Raw genomic sequence first — 16,567 nt, 5'->3', positions numbered from 1 at the left:
GCTTTATACCAATGTCAATTTCGAAGTTTTCCTCCACTTTTGCGCGGCTCGGCGCTGCGTCGGCTGCGCTTCTCGCGCCAGTCGCCGCTTTCGCACAGGATGCGGCAACGACGGCCGCTCCGGCAGCTGCCGCTGCAGCACCGGTTGCTGACAAGGGCGATACCGCCTTCATGTTCATTTCTACGCTGCTGGTTCTCTTCATGATCCTGCCGGGTCTCGCCCTGTTCTACGGCGGTCTCGTTCGCGCCAAGAACATGCTCTCGGTTCTCATGCAGTGCACGATGGTTGCTGCAGTTCTGATGCTCATCTGGGTCATCTACGGCTATTCCTTCGCCTTCGGCGGCTCGGACAGCCCGTATTGGGGCGGTACGGCGAAGATGTTCTTTGCCGGCGTCACCAAGGATTCGACGGCTGCGACCTTCTCGCAGGGCGTTGTCATTCCTGAGTTCATCTTTGCGATGTTCCAGATGACCTTCGCAGCCATCACGCCTGCCCTGATCGTCGGCGCCTTCGCCGAACGCATCAAGTTCTCGGCAGTCGTTCTCTTCTGCGCACTTTGGGCAACCTTCGTCTACTTCCCGATCGCTCACATGGTCTGGGATGCCAACGGCATGCTCTTCAAGATGGGCGCGCTCGACTTCGCAGGCGGCACGGTCGTTCACATCAACGCCGGCGTTGCCGGTCTGATCGGCGCGATCATGGTCGGCAAGCGTACCGGCTACGGCAAGGACATGATGGCTCCGCATTCGATGACGCTGACCATGGTCGGTGCATCCATGCTCTGGTTCGGCTGGTTCGGCTTCAACGCCGGCTCCAACCTCGAAGCTTCCGGTGGCGCCATGCTCGCAACGGTCAACACTTTCGTTGCAACCGCTGCTGCCGTCATCTCCTGGGCGATCGTTGAAAGCCTGACGCGCGGCAAGGCATCCATGCTCGGCGGCGCTTCCGGTATGGTCGCTGGTCTCGTTGCCATCACGCCTGCTGCCGGCATCGTCGGCCCGATGGGTGCGATCGTCATGGGTCTGATCGTTTCGCCGCTTTGCTACTTCTTCGTCTCCGTCGTGAAGAACAAGTTCGGCTACGACGATACGGCTGACGTTTTCGGCGTTCACGGCGTCGGCGGCATGTTCGGTGCCGTTGCTACCGGCATCTTCGCCAGCGCTTCGCTCGGCGGCGTCGGTTACGCAGAAGGCGTAACGATGGGCGGTCAGGTCATGACCCAGATCACGGCTATCGCCACCACCATCGTATGGTGCGGCATCGGCTCGGCGATCCTCTACAAGGTCGTCGACCTCATCGTCGGCCTGCGTGTTGCAGTCGAAGCCGAACGCGAAGGTCTCGACCTCGCAACCCACGGCGAAGCTGCCTACCACTCGTAGTCAAGGGATTGCGGCGCCCGGAAACAAAGGGCGCCGCTGAATGGCCCGTCGCGGCCTAGCGAAACGCCTAGACCGCATTTTGGCCCGGACCTTCCAAGGTTCGGGCCCTTTTATTTTGAAGCTGCTAATCCTGCCTGTCATGGTTAACATCGCTTTAACCGTCCTCTGATTAGGTGGAGCGGACGCATTCTGCGTGGATGGCGCGAGGGCGATTCGCGCCGCAGCAAATGGACGGGTAGGTTACATGGCAAGAAGCACGTCGCCGGCGATCGATAGCCGGCCGGACCGTTTCTCCCTTTCGGGGTTCCTTTTCAGGCAGGCGCAGGCTCTTCTGGGCTTTGCGATCTTCCTGATGCTGGCGCTTGCCGTTGCAGCGCTGGCAACCTGGAATGTTGCCGATCCGAGCTATTCCTATGCCACCGGCAATGCCCCCACCAACATACTCGGCTATAGCGGCGCCGCTTTCGCCGATATCGCCATGCAGTTCTTCGGCCTCGCCAGCGTCATCGCCCTGCTGCCGGTCGTCGCCTGGGCGCTCTCCCTGATCTCCGGCCGCCATATCAGCCGCATTCCGGCCCGTGGTGGCGCATGGGCCCTCGGCTCGGTGCTGTCCTCGGCCGTTGTCGGCTGCTTCCCGCCGCCGCTCACCTGGCCGATCCCGAACGGTATCGGCGGTGTCGTCGGCGACATGATCCTGCGCTTTCCGGCCCTCTTCGTCGGCGCCTACCCGACCGGCACCTTCGCAACTGCTGTCGGCTGCGTCTTCGCCATTCCGACCGTCTGGATGATGCTGTTTGCTGCCGGTCTCGTCGGCCGTACCGAAGAGGACGAGGATTTCGCCGAAGACTACGCTGCCGCCACCCCTTCGAAGGCGCGCTCGGTCGGCGAAGCCGATGAGGACGATGGCGAAGACGAGGGTGGCTGGCTTGCCTTCGGCGCGCTGACGCATGCCTGGTACATGAGCCAGGCGCGCATGCGCCGCATCTTCGGCATGGGTCCGCGCAAGCGCCGCCAGAGCGATTTCGAATCGCCTTACGATTTCAACGACGACGAGTTCGGCAAGCTCAACGAACCGGTTCGCGCCAAGGCGCCCGCCGGCCGCGGCGAGCGCATGGACCCGTCGATGGAGATGGGTGCGGGCTCGCAGCGCCGCGTCGTTTCCGCCCCGTCGATCTCGCTCAACGATGACGATGATGACGCGCCGTTCGATACGGACATGCCGCCGCGTCCTGCCGACATCCTGCCTGATGACGATGAAGACGCCTGGATGATGCGCGCTCCGGCGCGCTCCAACGGCGGCAAGCCGGAACCGCGGGTCATTCCCGCGGCATCTCGTCCCAAGCCCGGTGCCCGCGTCGATCGTGAATCGCAGGGCAGCTTCATTCGCCCCGAAGGCTTCCAGCTGCCGCCCATGCATCTTCTGGCGGAGCCGAAGAATGTCGTGCGCGATTCCTCGCTCTCGGCCGACGCGCTGGAGCAGAATGCCCGCATGCTGGAAGGCGTTCTCGAAGATTTCGGTGTCAAGGGCGAGATCATCCATGTCCGCCCCGGCCCGGTCGTCACGCTATACGAGCTGGAGCCGGCTCCCGGCATCAAGTCGTCGCGCGTCATCGGTCTTGCGGATGATATCGCCCGCTCGATGAGCGCGATCGCCGCCCGCGTCGCCGTCGTTCCAGGCCGCAACGCGATCGGTATCGAACTGCCGAACTCGACCCGCGAAACCGTCTACCTGCGCGAACTCATCGCATCGCGCGACTTCGAGGGGTCCAAGGCGAAGCTCGCCATGGCGCTCGGCAAGACGATCGGCGGCGAAGCCGTCATCGCCGACCTCGCGAAGATGCCGCATCTGCTCGTTGCCGGTACCACCGGTTCGGGTAAGTCGGTCGCCATCAACACGATGATCCTGTCGCTGCTCTATCGGATGACTCCGGAGCAGTGCCGCCTGATCATGATCGATCCGAAGATGCTCGAACTCTCCGTCTACGACGGCATTCCGCATCTGCTCTCGCCTGTTGTGACCGATCCGAAGAAGGCCGTCGTGGCGCTCAAGTGGACCGTCCGCGAGATGGAAGAGCGCTACAAGAAGATGTCGAAGATCGGCGTACGCAACATCGACGGCTTCAACGCCCGCGTCGAGCAGGCGCTTGCCAAGGGCGAGCAGATTTCGCGCACCGTCCAGACCGGTTTCGACCGCCACACCGGCGAGGCGATGTACGAGACGGAAGAATTCGATCTGCAGCCGATGCCCTATATCGTCGTCATCATCGACGAAATGGCCGACCTGATGATGGTTGCCGGCAAGGATATCGAAGGCGCCGTTCAGCGTCTGGCGCAGATGGCGCGTGCCGCAGGTATCCACGTCATCATGGCAACGCAGCGTCCGTCGGTAGACGTCATCACCGGTACGATCAAGGCAAACTTCCCGACCCGCATCTCGTTCCAGGTCACCTCGAAGATCGACAGCCGCACGATCCTTGGCGAACAGGGCGCCGAGCAGCTGCTCGGTATGGGCGACATGCTCTACATGGCCGGTGGTGGCCGTATCCAGCGCGTCCATGGTCCGTTCGTTGCCGATATGGAAGTCGAAGAGATCGTCTCCTTCCTGAAGACCCAGGGCGCGCCGCAATATCTCGACGCGATTACTGCTGACGACGATGAAGACGACGACTACGGCGGCGGCCCGGCCGGCACCTCCAATCTTGCCGATTCCGACGATCCCTATGATCAGGCGGTGGCCGTCGTGCTTCGTGACGGCAAGGCCTCGACCTCTTATATCCAGCGCCGTCTCGGCATCGGCTATAACCGTGCCGCATCGCTGATCGAGCGTATGGAGAAGGAAGGGGTCGTCGGTCCGGCGAACCATGCCGGTAAACGCGAGATTCTCGTTCCGACCGAAGGTGATATACTCGATCGCTAGAGGCCGAAAAAAATCTTTCGAGGCAACAACTTCACGGAAACCTGATCGCCTCGAAAACGTTACCTGCGTCAGCCATGCTTCTGCGCCATGAAGACGCCGCCTTTCGGCAGCAAGCAGGTCGCATAAAGGAGACTTAGATGAACAACTCCGATTCCTTCCTCGAAGGCTTTTCGCTGACGCGCCGCCATATGCTGGGCGCGATGGCGCTGGTGGCTGCGTCTGCGGCCCTGCCGGTCAATGTCTTCGCTCAGGCTGCTGCCGGAGGTTCGGCGACGGCTCAGGCGATTGCCGACCACTTCTCGAGCGTCGGCACCATGCAGGGTGAGTTCGTGCAGTTCGGACCGCGCGGTGAACAGACCGGCGGCAAGTTCTTCATCCAGCGCCCCGGCAAGCTGCGCTTCAACTACGACGACCCATCGCCGATCCGCGTGATCGCGGATGGAAAGAACGTTGCCGTGGGCAATCTGAAGCTCAAGACCTGGAACCTCTATCCGCTGTCGAAGACGCCGCTCAGCCTGCTGCTGGCACAGAAGATCAATCTGAGCGACGGCTCGGTAAAGAGCGTCAAGGAAGAGTCCGACCTGACGACGATCGCGCTCGGCAACAACACGGTGTTCGGCAATTCGACGATCACCATGATGTTCGATCCGAAGACCTACGATCTGCGTCAGTGGACGATCACCGACAATCAGGGCAAGGACACCTCCGTCATGGTGTTCAACGTCAAGACCGGCGTGCAGTTCGACGACAAGGTCTTCAAAGTGCCCTACGAGAGCATCCCGGGCACTGCCGCCTATCGCGACTGATCCCGCCTTCCGCGGTTTCTGGAAACGCCCGGCTTCGTCCGGGCGTTTTTGTTTGCGGCCCGTTTCCTCTGGCGCCGCTTTGCTCTAAAGCCTCTGCGACCCCTGATGAAAGGCATTGGCATGAGCTTCTCGATCACGACCTGGAACATCAATTCCGTGCGGCTGCGCATGCCGATCGTCGAGAAGTTTCTGATGAAGCATCAGCCGGATATTCTCTGCCTGCAGGAAACCAAGGTTCCGAACGAGCTCTTCCCGCTCGCGCCACTGCGGGCGATGGGCTACGAGCACATCATCATCCATGGGCAGAAGGGCTATCATGGGGTGGCGATCGCCTCGCGCATTCCGCTCACCGAGGATCATAGTTTCGATTATGGCAGCGTCGGCCATGCCCGCCATATCTCGGCGATCTTCGAGCGCAGCGGCCGCCGTGTGCGCCTGCATAACTTCTACGTTCCGGCAGGCGGCGACGAGCCGGATCCGGCGATCAATCCGAAATTCGAGCACAAGCTGAACTTCATCGAGGAGATGAAGCTCCTGAAGGCGGAAGCCGAGGTGAATACTTCGGCCATCCTCGTCGGCGATCTCAACATCGCGCCGCTGGAGCACGATGTCTGGTCGCACAAGCAGCTCCTGAAGATCGTCAGCCATACGCCTGTCGAAACCGAAGGGTTGCTTGAGGTCATCAAGCGCGGCGCCTGGCTCGACCTCATGCGCCAGCACGTGCCGGCCAACGAGAAGCTCTACACGTGGTGGAGCTACCGCGCCAAGGATTGGGAGGCGGCCGACAAGGGTCGCCGCCTCGACCATATCTGGTCGTCCTCCGATCTCGGCCCGCTGCTTCAGCGCGTCGATATCCTCAAGGAAGCGCGCGGCTGGGAGAAGCCGTCGGACCACGTGCCCGTCACGGCGTACTTCAATCTCTGATCAGGAGAAGCGATGCAGCTGCGCCGTCGCCCGGGCGGCGAGCGCGGCGATGTTGTCGCGGATGCGGTTTTCGATCAGCTTTGCGGCTTCCGGATATTCCTCGATGAGGCGATGGAAGAGTGCGCGGGTGATGCGGATGATGCCGGTGTCCTCGCGGGCGACCGCCGTGTACTTGCGCTCGACGAGCGTCACCAGTGCGAGCTCCGACAAGAGCGTGCCCGGTCCGGCGACATGCTGGACGCGGTGATGTCCATCCTTGTCCATCACCGTCAGCTCCAGCGCGCCGCTGGTCACGACATAGGCGCTTTCCGCCGGCGACCCCTCTCGGAACAGCATCTGGCCGGTGGAGATGATGCGGCGGTCGGCGCCGAAGGCGATCAGCCGAAGCTGATCGTCGGACATGCCGTTGAACAAGGGTAGCTGCGAGAGCGTGTGGATGTCGTCGGTCAGCGCCATCTGCGCATCTGCCTCACGGTATGATCTTGTAGCCGCCGTTCTCGGTGACGAGGATTTCGGCGTTGGAGGGGTCGCGCTCGATCTTTTGGCGCAGGCGGTAGACGTGAGTTTCAAGTGTATGCGTCGTCACGCCGGAATTGTAGCCCCAGACCTCTTCGAGCAGCACGTCGCGGGTCACGACCTTCTGTTCGGCGCGGTAGAGATAGCGGATGATCGCCGCTTCCTTTTCGGTCAGGCGGATTTTCTGGCCGTTTTCGGCGGTCAGCAGCTTCTGGCTCGGCTTGAAGAGGTAGGGGCCGACCGTGAAGGTCGCGTCTTCGCTCTGCTCGTGCTGACGCAGCTGCACGCGGATGCGGGCGAGCAGGACGGCGAAGCGGAAGGGCTTGGTGACATAGTCGTTGGCGCCGGCCTCAAGGCCGAGGATCGTATCGGAATCCGTATCGTGACCGGTCAGCATGATGATCGGCGCCTTGAAGCCGCCCTTGCGGAGCAGCTTGACGGCCTCGCGGCCATCCATGTCGGGCAGGCCCACGTCCATGATCAGGAGGTCCACAGGCGCGCTGCGCGCCGCCTGCACACCCTTGCCGGCGGTCGATTCCTGGAGAACCGTGAACTCCTCATAGAGCGACAGCTGCTCCGTCAGGGTTTCGCGGAGGTCGTCATCGTCATCCACCAGTAGAATGGTGCGTGCGGTCATGCGGGTCTGTTCCTCAGGTTCCGTCTTACAAGTCCTACGCCAAATTCGACGATTGGCAAAGAGCACAAGACGCGCGGTTGCGGGGCTCGGATCGATATGATTTCATCGAACATCCAAGCAAAACAAAAACATGTGAGAATAATGGAAAAAACAAGGCAGAGAGCGCCGAAGCGCATCTCCACCATCCTTGTAAGGCCTCAACCGGGGAAAAAAAGCCGGGCGCTGGTGCAATGCGGGCCTATGGTCGTGCCTGCGGCGATCGGCCGGACCGGGCGCAGCATCCTGAAGCGTGAGGGCGACGGGGCAACACCCGTCGCGGCGATGAAGCTGCTTTACGGCTTCCGGCGCGGCGAGCGCCCGCAGCGGCTCACAACGCCGCTTGCTCTTTCGCGGATCCGCGCCGGGATGCTCTGGTGCGATCAGGCCGAGAACGCCAATTATAACCGGCTGGTCAAGGCACCCTTCAAGCCGAGCCACGAGGAGCTGAAGCGCAAGGACGGCCTCTACGACGTCTGCCTCGTCATGGACTGGAACGTCTCGTCGCGGGCGCGCCATCGCGGCTCGGCGATCTTCTTCCACCTGATCCGCCCGGGCTATCAGCCGACGGATGGCTGTGTCGCCGTCAAACCGCAGGACATGCGCCGGATGCTTCCCCACATGCGCAAGGGGACGGTCGTCCGGGTTCTCTGAATCTCAAGGGGTGATAATTCTTCGCCGCCGTCCTATATGGCTTTTCGACGTCGCGCTGCCCGGCGCGCCGGCTTTCAAACTGACGGAGACATATTGTGGCCAATCAACCCATTATTACTTTCCATGACGGACATTCCATCCCGCAGGTCGGCCTCGGCGTCTGGCAGACGCCGCAGGATATCGCCGCGCCGACAGTGCTGAAGGCGCTGGAAGCCGGCTACCGCCACATCGATACGGCATCCGGCTACGACAACGAGCAAGGTGTCGGCGAAGGCTTCCGTTCTTCCGGTCTCGACCGCAAGGACGTGTTCATCACCACCAAGCTGCGCAACACCGATCAGGGCTACGACAATACGCTGCGCGCCTTCGACGGCAGCCTGAAGAAGCTCGGCATGGATTATGTCGATCTCTACCTCGTGCACTGGCCCTCGCCGCATCGCGGCCTCTACCGCGAGACCTGGAAGGCTTTCGTCAAGATCAAGGAAGAGGGCCGGGCGCGCTCGATCGGCGTGTCGAACTTCTATCCCGATCATCTCGAGCACATCATCGGTGATACCGGCGTCGTGCCGGTGATCAACCAGATCGAACTGCATCCCGACTTCCAGCAGAAGGCGGCGCAGGAGGCTCACAAGAAGCTCAACATCGTCACCGAATCCTGGAGCCCGCTTGGCCAGGGTAAGTTCATCGCCAACCCGGTGATCGGCACCATCGCTAAGAAGCATGGCAAGACGCCGGCGCAGGTGATCATCCGCTGGCATATCGATACCGGCCTGGTGGTCATCCCGAAGTCGGTGACGCCGTCGCGCATCGAAGAAAACTTCAAGGTTTTCGATTTCAAGCTGGATGCGGACGATATGGCTGCGATTGCCAAGCTCGACGACAAGGGCGCGCGGATGGGGCCGGATCCTTATACGGCTACGTTCTAATATCCCGCGGTCAAGACCCCTCCCCAACCCCTCCCCACAAGGGGGAGGGGCTCGCTGCGGCGAGCCGCAAGGTTTGCGCACCGGCTCCCTATTTGATGGTCAGGTTGGGTCGCGGCGGCGCAACAAGATAAGCCCCTCCCCCTTGTGGGGAGGGGTTTGGGGCGGGGTCTTCGCAAACGAAAAAGGGCGGCTCAAGCCGCCCTTTTCATCTCTTGAACCTAAAGGCTCAGTTCCATTCGCGAATGTCGACGAAGTGGCCGGCAATCGCCGCAGCGGCGGCCATCGCAGGCGACACGAGGTGCGTGCGGCCCTTGAAGCCCTGGCGGCCCTCAAAGTTGCGGTTCGAGGTCGAGGCGCAACGCTCGCCCGGCTTCAGGCGGTCGTCGTTCATCGCGAGGCACATCGAGCAGCCCGGCTCGCGCCAGTCGAAGCCGGCAGCCTTGAAGATCTTGTCCAGGCCTTCCTTCTCGGCCTGTTCCTTCACGAGGCCGGAGCCCGGAACGATCATGGCGTTGACGGTGGAAGCAACGGTCTTGCCTTCGACGACCTTGGCGACTTCACGCAGGTCTTCGATGCGGCCGTTGGTGCAGGAGCCGATGAAGACGCGATCGATGCTGATATCGGTGATCGGCGTACCGGGCTTCAGGCCCATATAGTCGAGCGCGCGCCACTTGGAGGTACGCTTGGTCTCGTCCTGGATATCATCAGGGTTCGGAACGATACCCTGAACCGAGATGACGTCCTCGGGCGAGGAGCCCCAGGAAACGATCGGCGGCAGTTCGGCGGCGTTGAGCTTGACGATGCGGTCGTAATGCGCGCCTTCGTCGGTCTTCAGCGTCTTCCAGTAGGCGATCGCCTGTTCCAGCGCTTCGCCCTTCGGCGCGCGCGGCTTGTCCTTCAGATATTCGAAGGTGATCTCGTCAGGCGCGATCAGGCCGGCGCGGGCGCCGCCTTCGATCGACATGTTGCAGATCGTCATGCGGCCTTCCATCGACAACGCGCGGATCGCTTCGCCGGCATATTCGATGACGTAGCCGGTACCGCCTGCGGTGCCGATTTCGCCGATGATGGCGAGAACGATGTCCTTGGCGGTGACGCCTGCCGGCAGCTGGCCATCGACCTGCACCAGCATGTTCTTCGCCTTCTTCTGGATCAGCGTCTGGGTGGCGAGAACGTGCTCGACTTCAGACGTGCCGATACCATGGGCGAGCGAGCCGAAGGCGCCGTGCGTCGAGGTATGGCTGTCGCCGCAGACGATCGTCATGCCCGGCAGGGTGAAGCCCTGTTCCGGTCCGATGATGTGGACGATGCCCTGACGCTTGTCGTTCTCGGAGTAATATTCGACGCCGAATTCGGCAGCGTTGATGGCGAGCTGCTCGACCTGGATGCGGCTTTCCTCGTTCTTGATGCCGAGGTGGCGATCCGGCGAGGTCGGAACGTTGTGGTCGACCACCGCCAGAGTCTTCTCCGGCGCGCGAACCTTGCGGTTCGTCATGCGCAGGCCTTCGAAAGCCTGCGGCGAGGTGACTTCGTGGACCAGGTGGCGGTCGATGTAGAGAAGACAGGTGCCGTCAGCCTGTTCGTCAACCAGGTGATCGTCCCAGATCTTGTCGTAAAGAGTACGCGGTGCGCTCATGGCAGTTCAATCCGTGTTTGGATGCAATGGAAAAAGGGAAATGGCGGCAAGGCCCGCCGGCCGGCGTCGATCAGCGAAGTCGGCTGTTGAGCGCACCGGAAACGGACGCAAAGAAGCGTGCGGGCAGGCGGTAATGGTCCTGCAGCACGAAGATATGCGCGCCAATGCACTTGAACTTGCTTTCCATGGCGCTGGATATAGCGATTTTTCCGCGTGTCGGCAATTCGAATCGTGAGGTGGCCTAGCGGCCTCTTGTCCGGCGCATGCGCATCTCCACCCGCCGCAGCGCCAGAGACAGGCCTATCGTCAGGATCAGGTAGATGTAGGTGACGATCGAATAGGTCTCGAAGAAGCGGAAGGAGCCTGACGCATAGACCTTGCCCATCTGCGTGATGTCGGAGACGCCGAGCACAGAAACCAGCGAACTGTCCTTCACCATAGAGACGAAATCGTTGGAGAGCGGCGGGAAGATCACCTTGATTGCCTGCGGAAAGACGACCAGCCGGAAGCGGTGGTAGCGCGACAGGCCGAGCGCCTTGGCGGCCTCGATCTGGCCGTGATCGACCGACTGGATGCCTGCCCTGAAGACCTCGGCGATGAAGGACGAATAGCCGATCATCAGCGCAATGATCGCCCGCCACATCAGCGACAGGTCACGCACGAGAATAGGCTCGGCGGCACCGGCTTTGATGAGCGGCGTGATCAGGAAATTATAGGCGGCAACGATCCCAGGCGCGCCGACGAAGGCGACGTAGAAGAGCAGCACCAGCATCGGGATGCCGCGGATGACCTCGATATAAAAGCGCGAGATCTGCCTGAGGACGACGCTGTCCGACAGCCCGAGGAGGGCGATGCCGAGGCCGAGCGCCGTCGCCAGCGCGAAGGCGACGACGGTAACGAAGACCGTCACCCACACGCCGTTGACGACGGTCTGGAAGACCTGCGCATAGATGCCGTTGGTGACGATGACGATGGCGAGAATGATGCCGATAATGGCAAGGGCGACCAGCCACCAGGGATAGTCGCCCTTCTCGGATCGCGGGGATGGATGTGGCGCCATCTGCGATGATCCGGAATTACTGACCCATCTTGTAGTCGAGGAACCACTTCTTGTTCAGGGCGTCGAGCGTGCCGTCGGCCTTCAGGCTGGCAATTGCCGCATTGACGGGCGCAACGAGATCGGAACCCTTCGGGAAGATGAAGCCGAAATCCTCCGTGCCGAGCGGGCCACCGATGACCTTCAGCGTGTCGTTCGAGGCATCGACATAGCCCTTTGCAGCAACGCCATCGGTCAGGACGGTGTCGACGTCGCCGGTCTTCAGGGCCTGGACGGTGGCGCCGAAGGTTTCGAAGAGCTTGATGCGCGGGTTCTGTTCGTTGCCGTCGAGGATTTCGTAGACGGCGGTGTAGAAGGGCGAGGTGCCGGGCTGGGCGCCGACCAGGCCGTCCTTGAAGGCGCCGAAGGTCTTGCCGTCGGTGAAGCGGCTCTCATCGGCGCGAACCAGCATGAATTGCTGCGAGCGCATATAGGGGTCGGAGAAATCGACCTTCGCCTTGCGGTCGTCCTTGATGGTGATGCCGGTCATGCCGATGTTGTACTGATTGTCGGAGACGGCCTGGATCATCGCGTCCCAGCTGGTGTTCTGGTACTCGACCTTGAAGTTCAGCCGCTTGGCGATCTCGTTCATCGCATCATATTCCCAGCCGATCTGCTTGCCGGACTTCGGGTCGACGAACTGCAACGGCGGATAAGCGTTCTCGGTGACCACGACGACCGTCTTGCCGCCGAGATCGGGCAGGGTGTCGGCGACGGCCGCGAGCGGCGAGAGCGTGAGAGCGGCAAGGCCTGCGAGAATGGTGCGGCGGAAAAGCATGCTGAAAAGTCCCCGGAAAAATGTGGCTGGCGAAAACTGTCATAGAAGAGAAGGCGATGGCAAGAGCGGTGAACTTGCAGTTGCTGCCTTAAAACAGAAAAGGCGGCCCGAAGACCGCCTTTTCATGCAATGATTTTGCTTCGCAGAACTTATTCTGCTGCCGGCTCAGCGGCGGCTGCTGCTTCTGCGGCTGCCTTTGCTTCAGCGGCTTCTGCTGCTGCCTTTTCGGCGGCGAGAGCCTGTGCTGCTGCAATCTTTTCAGCTTCGATGCGTGCCTTTTCCTCGGCAACTGCAGCGCGCTCGGCTTCGTTCAGCTTGCGGGCGCGGGTACCGGTGTTCTCGACGATACGAGCCGACTTACCGCGACGATCGCGCAGGTAGTAAAGCTTGGCGCGACGGACCTTACCGCGGCGAACGATTTCAACGCTTTCGACAGCCGGGGAGTAAACCGGGAATACGCGCTCGACGCCTTCGCCGTAGGAAATCTTGCGAACCGTGAAGTTCTCCTGGAGACCGCCGCCGGAGCGAGCGATGCAAACGCCTTCGTAGGCCTGTACGCGGGTACGGTTGCCTTCCTTGACGCGGACGTTAACGCGGACGGTGTCGCCCGGGGAGAATTCCGGGAGCGTGCGCTGGGCTTCGATCTTGGCGACCTGTTCGGCCTCAAGCTGCTGGATGATGTTCATGACTCAACCTCATTGTTGGTTCAACAGCCAGAGCGCTCTGAACGATCTATCCTTGGTCGAGCCTCAGATATATGCCGGTGAAGGCAGGAGCGAATTCGTCTGTTTTTCTTTGCTTGGCTGATGGGAGTTTTCCCATTCCGGGCGTGCGCATACCCTATTACGCAGACCTTGTCACCCCTCTCCGCCGGAAAATCCGCAATGCCGGGCGGTTCGCTGCGCTTCTCCGCGCGATCATGGCTGCGACTTCAGTGATTAATTATTTGTCGAATGCCTAATTTGGGAGCAGATTCTGATTCGGGCCAAATCATGACCCGTGGGAATTTGGAGGGGAATGAATGTCGATAAGCAATCCATCGCCTTCGTTGTATAACGAGGACCTGGCGCCTGCAGAGGAGAGGAAGTGGGGCGCCTTCAGCATCTTCAATGTCTGGACGTCCGACGTCCATAGTCTTTGGGGTTATTATCTCGCCGCCAGTCTGTTCCTGCTCTGCGGCAGTTTCATCAACTTCGTGATTGCGATCGGCATCTGCTCGCTGGTCATCTTCTTCCTCATGAGCCTCGTCGGCAATGCCGGCGTCAAGACGGGCGTGCCTTTCCCGGTTCTCGCGCGCGCCTCCTTCGGCACGTTCGGCGCCAACCTCCCGGCGCTGGTGCGCGCCGTCGTCGCCTGCTTCTGGTACGGCGCGCAGACTGCGGCGGCATCCGGCGCCATCGTTGCGCTTCTCATCCGCAACGACAGCATCCTCGCCTTCCACCAGAACAGTCATATGCTCGGCCACTCGACGCTCGAGGTGATCTGCTACGTGATCATCTGGGGGCTGCAGCTGCTGATCATCCAGCGCGGCATGGAAACCGTGCGCAAGTTCCAGGATTGGGCAGGCCCTGCCGTCTGGATCATGATGCTCATTCTTGCCGTCTATCTCGTCACCAAGGCCGGCACCTTCTCCTTCGGCAGCGAAATCCCGCGCGACGTGCTGATCGAAAAGACCAAGGACGCAGGCATTTCCTATGAGCCCGGCTCCTTCCCGGCGCTTGCCGCCGTGGCTGCGACCTGGATCACCTATTTCGCAGCGCTCTACCTGAACTTCTGCGACTTCTCGCGCTATGCCAAGGACACGAAGACCTTGCGCAAGGGCAATCTCTGGGGGCTGCCGATCAACCTTCTCGCCTTCTGCCTCGTTGCCGGTGTCACGACCACGGCCGCCTTCACCGTTTACGGCGAGGTGCTGCTGCATCCGGAAGCGATCTCGGCGAAATTCGACAGCTGGTTCCTGGCGCTGCTTGCGGCTCTGACCTTTGCCGTCGCAACGCTCGGCATCAACGTCGTCGCCAACTTCGTCTCGCCGGCCTTCGATTTCTCGAATGTCTTCCCGCGGCAGATCAGCTTCAAGCGGGGCGGCTATATCGCGGCTCTGATCGCGCTGGTGCTTTATCCGTTCGCGCCGTGGGAGACCGGTGCGGCGCATTTCGTCAACTTCATCGGTTCGACGATGGGGCCGATCTTCGGGATCATGATGGTCGACTACTATCTGATCCGGAAGGGCGAGCTTGATGTCGCCGCGCTCTACCAGGAGAACGGCGAATTCCGCTTCCAGAACGGCTGGCACACGAACGCCTTCATCGCCTTCATTGTCGGTATGGTGTTCTCGTCGATCCTGCCGACCTTCACCTCGATCCTGCCGGATTGGTGGGGAACCTATGGCTGGTTCTTCGGCGTCGGCATCGGCGGCCTGGTTTATTACGTGCTGCGCATGAGCACGCGCGGCTCGGCCGTCGGCGCCGCCACCTGACATATGATGCGCCCGGTTCTGCGGGCGTCTACTCGTCCAGAAGGTCGGGCCGTCGTTTCCTGGTCAGGGCGACGGCCTGTTCATGCCGCCACTTCTCGATGGCGCCGTGATTGCCTGAGGTCAGAACCGCGGGGATTTCCCGGCCTTCCCATTCCTGCGGACGGGTATAATGCGGATGCTCCAGCAGGCCGCCCTCGAAGCTTTCATGCAGGCCGGAGAGATCGTTACCCATGACGCCGGGCAGGATTCGGACGATCGCGTCCAGGACGGTCAGCGCAGCGGGTTCGCCGCCTGATAGCACGTAATCGCCGATCGAGACCTCTTCCAGCTCACGCGCATCGATGACGCGCTGGTCGACACCTTCGAAGCGGCCGCAGACGATGATGACGCCTTCACCCCCAGCGAGTTCGCGAACGCGCTTCTGCGTCAGCGGCTTGCCGCGCGGGCTCATCAGCAGGCGGGGGCGATTGTCGTTTTCCGAGACTGTATCGATGGCGCGTGCGAGAACATCGGGCTTCAGCACCATGCCTGCGCCGCCGCCGGCCGGGGTATCGTCGACTGTGCGATGTTTGTCGGTGGTGAAATCACGGATCTGCACTGGTTCCAGCGACCACTGCCCGCGCTCCATCGCTTTGCCTGACAGCGAGAAGCCGAGATGGCCCGGAAACATCTCCGGATAGAGGGTGAGCACGGTTGCCCGGAAGGCCATGACTTACTTCTTTTTCTTCGGCTTGCCGGAGGCGAGCTTGGAGATGTCCTCGGGATCGTCGACGAGACCAGCAGCCATCGGATCGATGCGGATCGTGCCGCCCTCAAGATCGATCTCCAGCACGGAGGCCTCGGAGAACGGAATCAGCACGGGGCGCTTGCCCGGACCCTTGAGCTCCAGAAGATCGCCGGCGCCGAAATCGAAGACACCGGTGATCGTGCCATAGCTGACGCCCTTGTCGTCGAGCGCTTCCAGCCCCTCGAGATCGGCATAGAAGAATTCGTCTTCCTCGAGCTCGTCGTCGGGGAGATTGTCGCGCTCGATATAGAGTTCGAGACCGTTCAGCGCTTCGGCGGCATTGCGGTCGTTGACGCCGCGGAAGCGGACGACGACCATGTTCTTCATTTCGCGCAGTTCGAGGACCTCGAAGACGCGGCCATCGAGGCTGTGCAGGTGGCCGTAATCGCCGAGCGCGGTCGCATCAGCGGTATAGGGCTTGACGCGGACTTCGCCGCGGATGCCCTGCGCGCCGCCGATCGTGCCCATCAGCACCGGGTTTTCAAGCTTTGTCATGGTGTCCTTCGTCCGAATGCCGGCATCGATCCGAGTTCACGCTTCTCATAAACGAAGTGCACCGGATTGAAAACGAAAACGGGCGGCATGTCGCCATGCCGCCCGTCCCATAAGGAAATCCTTCTGGGATTATTCTGCGGAAGCTGCAGCTTCAGCGGCGTCAGCAGCCTTCTGAGCCTTTTCAGCAGCGCGCTCCTGAGCCTTCTTGCCCGGCTTTGCCTTTTCCGGGTTGCTCTTGGCGTCGCGCTTTGCGAGGCCGGCTTCGTTGAGGAAGCGGAGAACGCGGTCGGTCGGCTGTGCGCCCTGTTCAAGCCAATGCTTGATACGGTCGTTGTTCAGCTTGATGCGGCCGTCGTTGTCCTTGGCCAGCATCGGGTTCCAGGAACCGAGGTTCTCGAGGAAGCGGCCATCGCGCGGCGAACGGGCGTCGGCGAGAACGATGTGGTAGTACGGGCGCTTCTTGGAACCACCGCGTGCGAGACGAATTTTCAGTGCCATGTTCTT

16 protein-coding genes are annotated in these 16,567 nt (G+C 61.5%); 7 read left to right on the top strand and 9 right to left on the bottom strand.

The genetic code is table 11. The features are described from left to right. Positions 1-11: 11 nt before the first annotated feature. From ACEN84_RS07885 to xth, 4 genes are all read left to right on the top strand, one after another. Complete coding sequence (locus ACEN84_RS07885) at positions 12-1,379, top strand: ammonium transporter (protein WP_413710493.1); 1,368 nt, start codon at positions 12-14, stop codon at positions 1,377-1,379. Between the two features lie 244 nt (positions 1,380-1,623). After that, positions 1,624-4,296 (top strand): DNA translocase FtsK 4TM domain-containing protein, encoded by a 2,673-nt coding sequence (locus tag ACEN84_RS07880; RefSeq protein WP_413710492.1) that lies wholly within the window; start codon positions 1,624-1,626, stop codon positions 4,294-4,296. Between the two features lie 137 nt (positions 4,297-4,433). Then, entirely contained in the window at positions 4,434-5,102 is a 669-nt protein-coding gene (locus ACEN84_RS07875; protein ID WP_130283179.1) for an outer membrane lipoprotein carrier protein LolA, read from the top strand. 120 nt (positions 5,103-5,222) lie between these two features. Continuing rightward, positions 5,223-6,026, top strand: coding sequence for an exodeoxyribonuclease III (gene xth / locus ACEN84_RS07870; protein WP_413710491.1), 804 nt, complete (start codon positions 5,223-5,225; stop codon positions 6,024-6,026). Here the strand turns inward: xth and ACEN84_RS07865 are convergent, their stop codons facing one another. Next, positions 6,027-6,482 (bottom strand): cyclic nucleotide-binding domain-containing protein, encoded by a 456-nt coding sequence (locus ACEN84_RS07865; RefSeq protein WP_112718333.1) that lies wholly within the window; start codon positions 6,480-6,482, stop codon positions 6,027-6,029. It lies immediately after the preceding gene. A 13-nt stretch (positions 6,483-6,495) separates the two neighbouring features. Further along, a complete protein-coding gene (locus ACEN84_RS07860; RefSeq protein ID WP_112718335.1) occupies positions 6,496-7,179 on the bottom strand; it encodes a response regulator transcription factor in 684 nt (227 codons plus the stop codon). Between the two features lie 141 nt (positions 7,180-7,320). On the opposite strand from ACEN84_RS07860, the gene ACEN84_RS07855 reads away from it, so the two are divergent. Then, the gene (locus tag ACEN84_RS07855; RefSeq protein ID WP_413710490.1) at positions 7,321-7,869 is read left to right on the top strand and encodes a L,D-transpeptidase family protein; all 549 of its coding nucleotides are present in this window, start codon (positions 7,321-7,323) and stop codon (positions 7,867-7,869) included. 95 nt (positions 7,870-7,964) lie between these two features. After that, on the top strand, positions 7,965-8,795 hold the full coding sequence (locus ACEN84_RS07850) for an aldo/keto reductase (RefSeq protein ID WP_413710489.1): 831 nt from the start codon (positions 7,965-7,967) through the stop codon (positions 8,793-8,795). Between the two features lie 226 nt (positions 8,796-9,021). On the opposite strand, the gene leuC is transcribed toward ACEN84_RS07850, so the two are convergent. The 4 genes from leuC to rplS form a co-directional block, all read right to left on the bottom strand. Further along, the gene (gene leuC / locus ACEN84_RS07845; protein WP_112718341.1) at positions 9,022-10,431 is read right to left on the bottom strand and encodes a 3-isopropylmalate dehydratase large subunit; all 1,410 of its coding nucleotides are present in this window, start codon (positions 10,429-10,431) and stop codon (positions 9,022-9,024) included. A 241-nt stretch (positions 10,432-10,672) separates the two neighbouring features. Further along, positions 10,673-11,491 carry an amino acid ABC transporter permease gene (locus ACEN84_RS07840; protein ID WP_413710488.1) on the bottom strand — a complete coding sequence of 273 codons (819 nt, stop codon included), beginning with the start codon at positions 11,489-11,491 and terminating at the stop codon, positions 10,673-10,675. A 16-nt stretch (positions 11,492-11,507) separates the two neighbouring features. Next, positions 11,508-12,305: a transporter substrate-binding domain-containing protein gene (locus ACEN84_RS07835; RefSeq protein WP_413710487.1), complete on the bottom strand. Its 798-nt coding sequence runs from the start codon at positions 12,303-12,305 to the stop codon at positions 11,508-11,510. A gap of 149 nt (positions 12,306-12,454) precedes the next feature. Beyond that, entirely contained in the window at positions 12,455-12,991 is a 537-nt protein-coding gene (gene rplS / locus ACEN84_RS07830) for a 50S ribosomal protein L19 (RefSeq protein ID WP_112718353.1), read from the bottom strand. A gap of 335 nt (positions 12,992-13,326) precedes the next feature. Between rplS and ACEN84_RS07825 the strand changes: the two genes are divergently transcribed. Next, complete coding sequence (locus tag ACEN84_RS07825) at positions 13,327-14,781, top strand: NCS1 family nucleobase:cation symporter-1 (protein WP_413710486.1); 1,455 nt, start codon at positions 13,327-13,329, stop codon at positions 14,779-14,781. Positions 14,782-14,809: 28 nt separating this feature from the next. Here ACEN84_RS07825 and trmD read toward each other — a convergent pair whose 3' ends face one another. From trmD to rpsP, 3 genes are all read right to left on the bottom strand, one after another. Continuing rightward, positions 14,810-15,490: a tRNA (guanosine(37)-N1)-methyltransferase TrmD gene (gene trmD / locus ACEN84_RS07820; RefSeq protein ID WP_413710485.1), complete on the bottom strand. Its 681-nt coding sequence runs from the start codon at positions 15,488-15,490 to the stop codon at positions 14,810-14,812. Positions 15,491-15,493: 3 nt separating this feature from the next. After that, positions 15,494-16,063, bottom strand: coding sequence for a ribosome maturation factor RimM (rimM, locus tag ACEN84_RS07815; RefSeq protein ID WP_112718359.1), 570 nt, complete (start codon positions 16,061-16,063; stop codon positions 15,494-15,496). Positions 16,064-16,192: 129 nt separating this feature from the next. After that, positions 16,193-16,561: a 30S ribosomal protein S16 gene (rpsP, locus tag ACEN84_RS07810; RefSeq protein WP_112718361.1), complete on the bottom strand. Its 369-nt coding sequence runs from the start codon at positions 16,559-16,561 to the stop codon at positions 16,193-16,195. Positions 16,562-16,567: the final 6 nt, after the last annotated feature.

Source organism: Rhizobium sp. Rhizsp82, from assembly GCF_047325115.1.
Classification (GTDB): Bacteria; Pseudomonadota; Alphaproteobacteria; order Rhizobiales; family Rhizobiaceae; genus Rhizobium.
The sequence above is the reverse complement of the archived record's forward strand: the minus strand, read 5'-3'. Positions and strand labels throughout refer to the sequence as shown.

What these genes read in the sequence shown, in the direction of transcription:
- ACEN84_RS07875 (WP_130283179.1), top strand. Translation starts at nt 4,434, where the DNA reads ATGAACAACTCCGATTCCTTCCTCGAAGGCTTTTCGCTGACGCGCCGC.
- ACEN84_RS07860 (WP_112718335.1), bottom strand. Translation starts at nt 7,179, where the DNA reads ATGACCGCACGCACCATTCTACTGGTGGATGACGATGACGACCTCCGC.
- rpsP (WP_112718361.1), bottom strand. Translation starts at nt 16,561, where the DNA reads ATGGCACTGAAAATTCGTCTCGCACGCGGTGGTTCCAAGAAGCGCCCG.
- xth (WP_413710491.1), top strand. Translation starts at nt 5,223, where the DNA reads ATGAGCTTCTCGATCACGACCTGGAACATCAATTCCGTGCGGCTGCGC.
- ACEN84_RS07825 (WP_413710486.1), top strand. Translation starts at nt 13,327, where the DNA reads ATGTCGATAAGCAATCCATCGCCTTCGTTGTATAACGAGGACCTGGCG.
- trmD (WP_413710485.1), bottom strand. Translation starts at nt 15,490, where the DNA reads ATGGCCTTCCGGGCAACCGTGCTCACCCTCTATCCGGAGATGTTTCCG.
- rplS (WP_112718353.1), bottom strand. Translation starts at nt 12,991, where the DNA reads ATGAACATCATCCAGCAGCTTGAGGCCGAACAGGTCGCCAAGATCGAA.
- ACEN84_RS07865 (WP_112718333.1), bottom strand. Translation starts at nt 6,482, where the DNA reads ATGGCGCTGACCGACGACATCCACACGCTCTCGCAGCTACCCTTGTTC.
- ACEN84_RS07885 (WP_413710493.1), top strand. Translation starts at nt 12, where the DNA reads ATGTCAATTTCGAAGTTTTCCTCCACTTTTGCGCGGCTCGGCGCTGCG.
- ACEN84_RS07880 (WP_413710492.1), top strand. Translation starts at nt 1,624, where the DNA reads ATGGCAAGAAGCACGTCGCCGGCGATCGATAGCCGGCCGGACCGTTTC.
- ACEN84_RS07835 (WP_413710487.1), bottom strand. Translation starts at nt 12,305, where the DNA reads ATGCTTTTCCGCCGCACCATTCTCGCAGGCCTTGCCGCTCTCACGCTC.
- ACEN84_RS07855 (WP_413710490.1), top strand. Translation starts at nt 7,321, where the DNA reads ATGGAAAAAACAAGGCAGAGAGCGCCGAAGCGCATCTCCACCATCCTT.
- rimM (WP_112718359.1), bottom strand. Translation starts at nt 16,063, where the DNA reads ATGACAAAGCTTGAAAACCCGGTGCTGATGGGCACGATCGGCGGCGCG.
- leuC (WP_112718341.1), bottom strand. Translation starts at nt 10,431, where the DNA reads ATGAGCGCACCGCGTACTCTTTACGACAAGATCTGGGACGATCACCTG.
- ACEN84_RS07840 (WP_413710488.1), bottom strand. Translation starts at nt 11,491, where the DNA reads ATGGCGCCACATCCATCCCCGCGATCCGAGAAGGGCGACTATCCCTGG.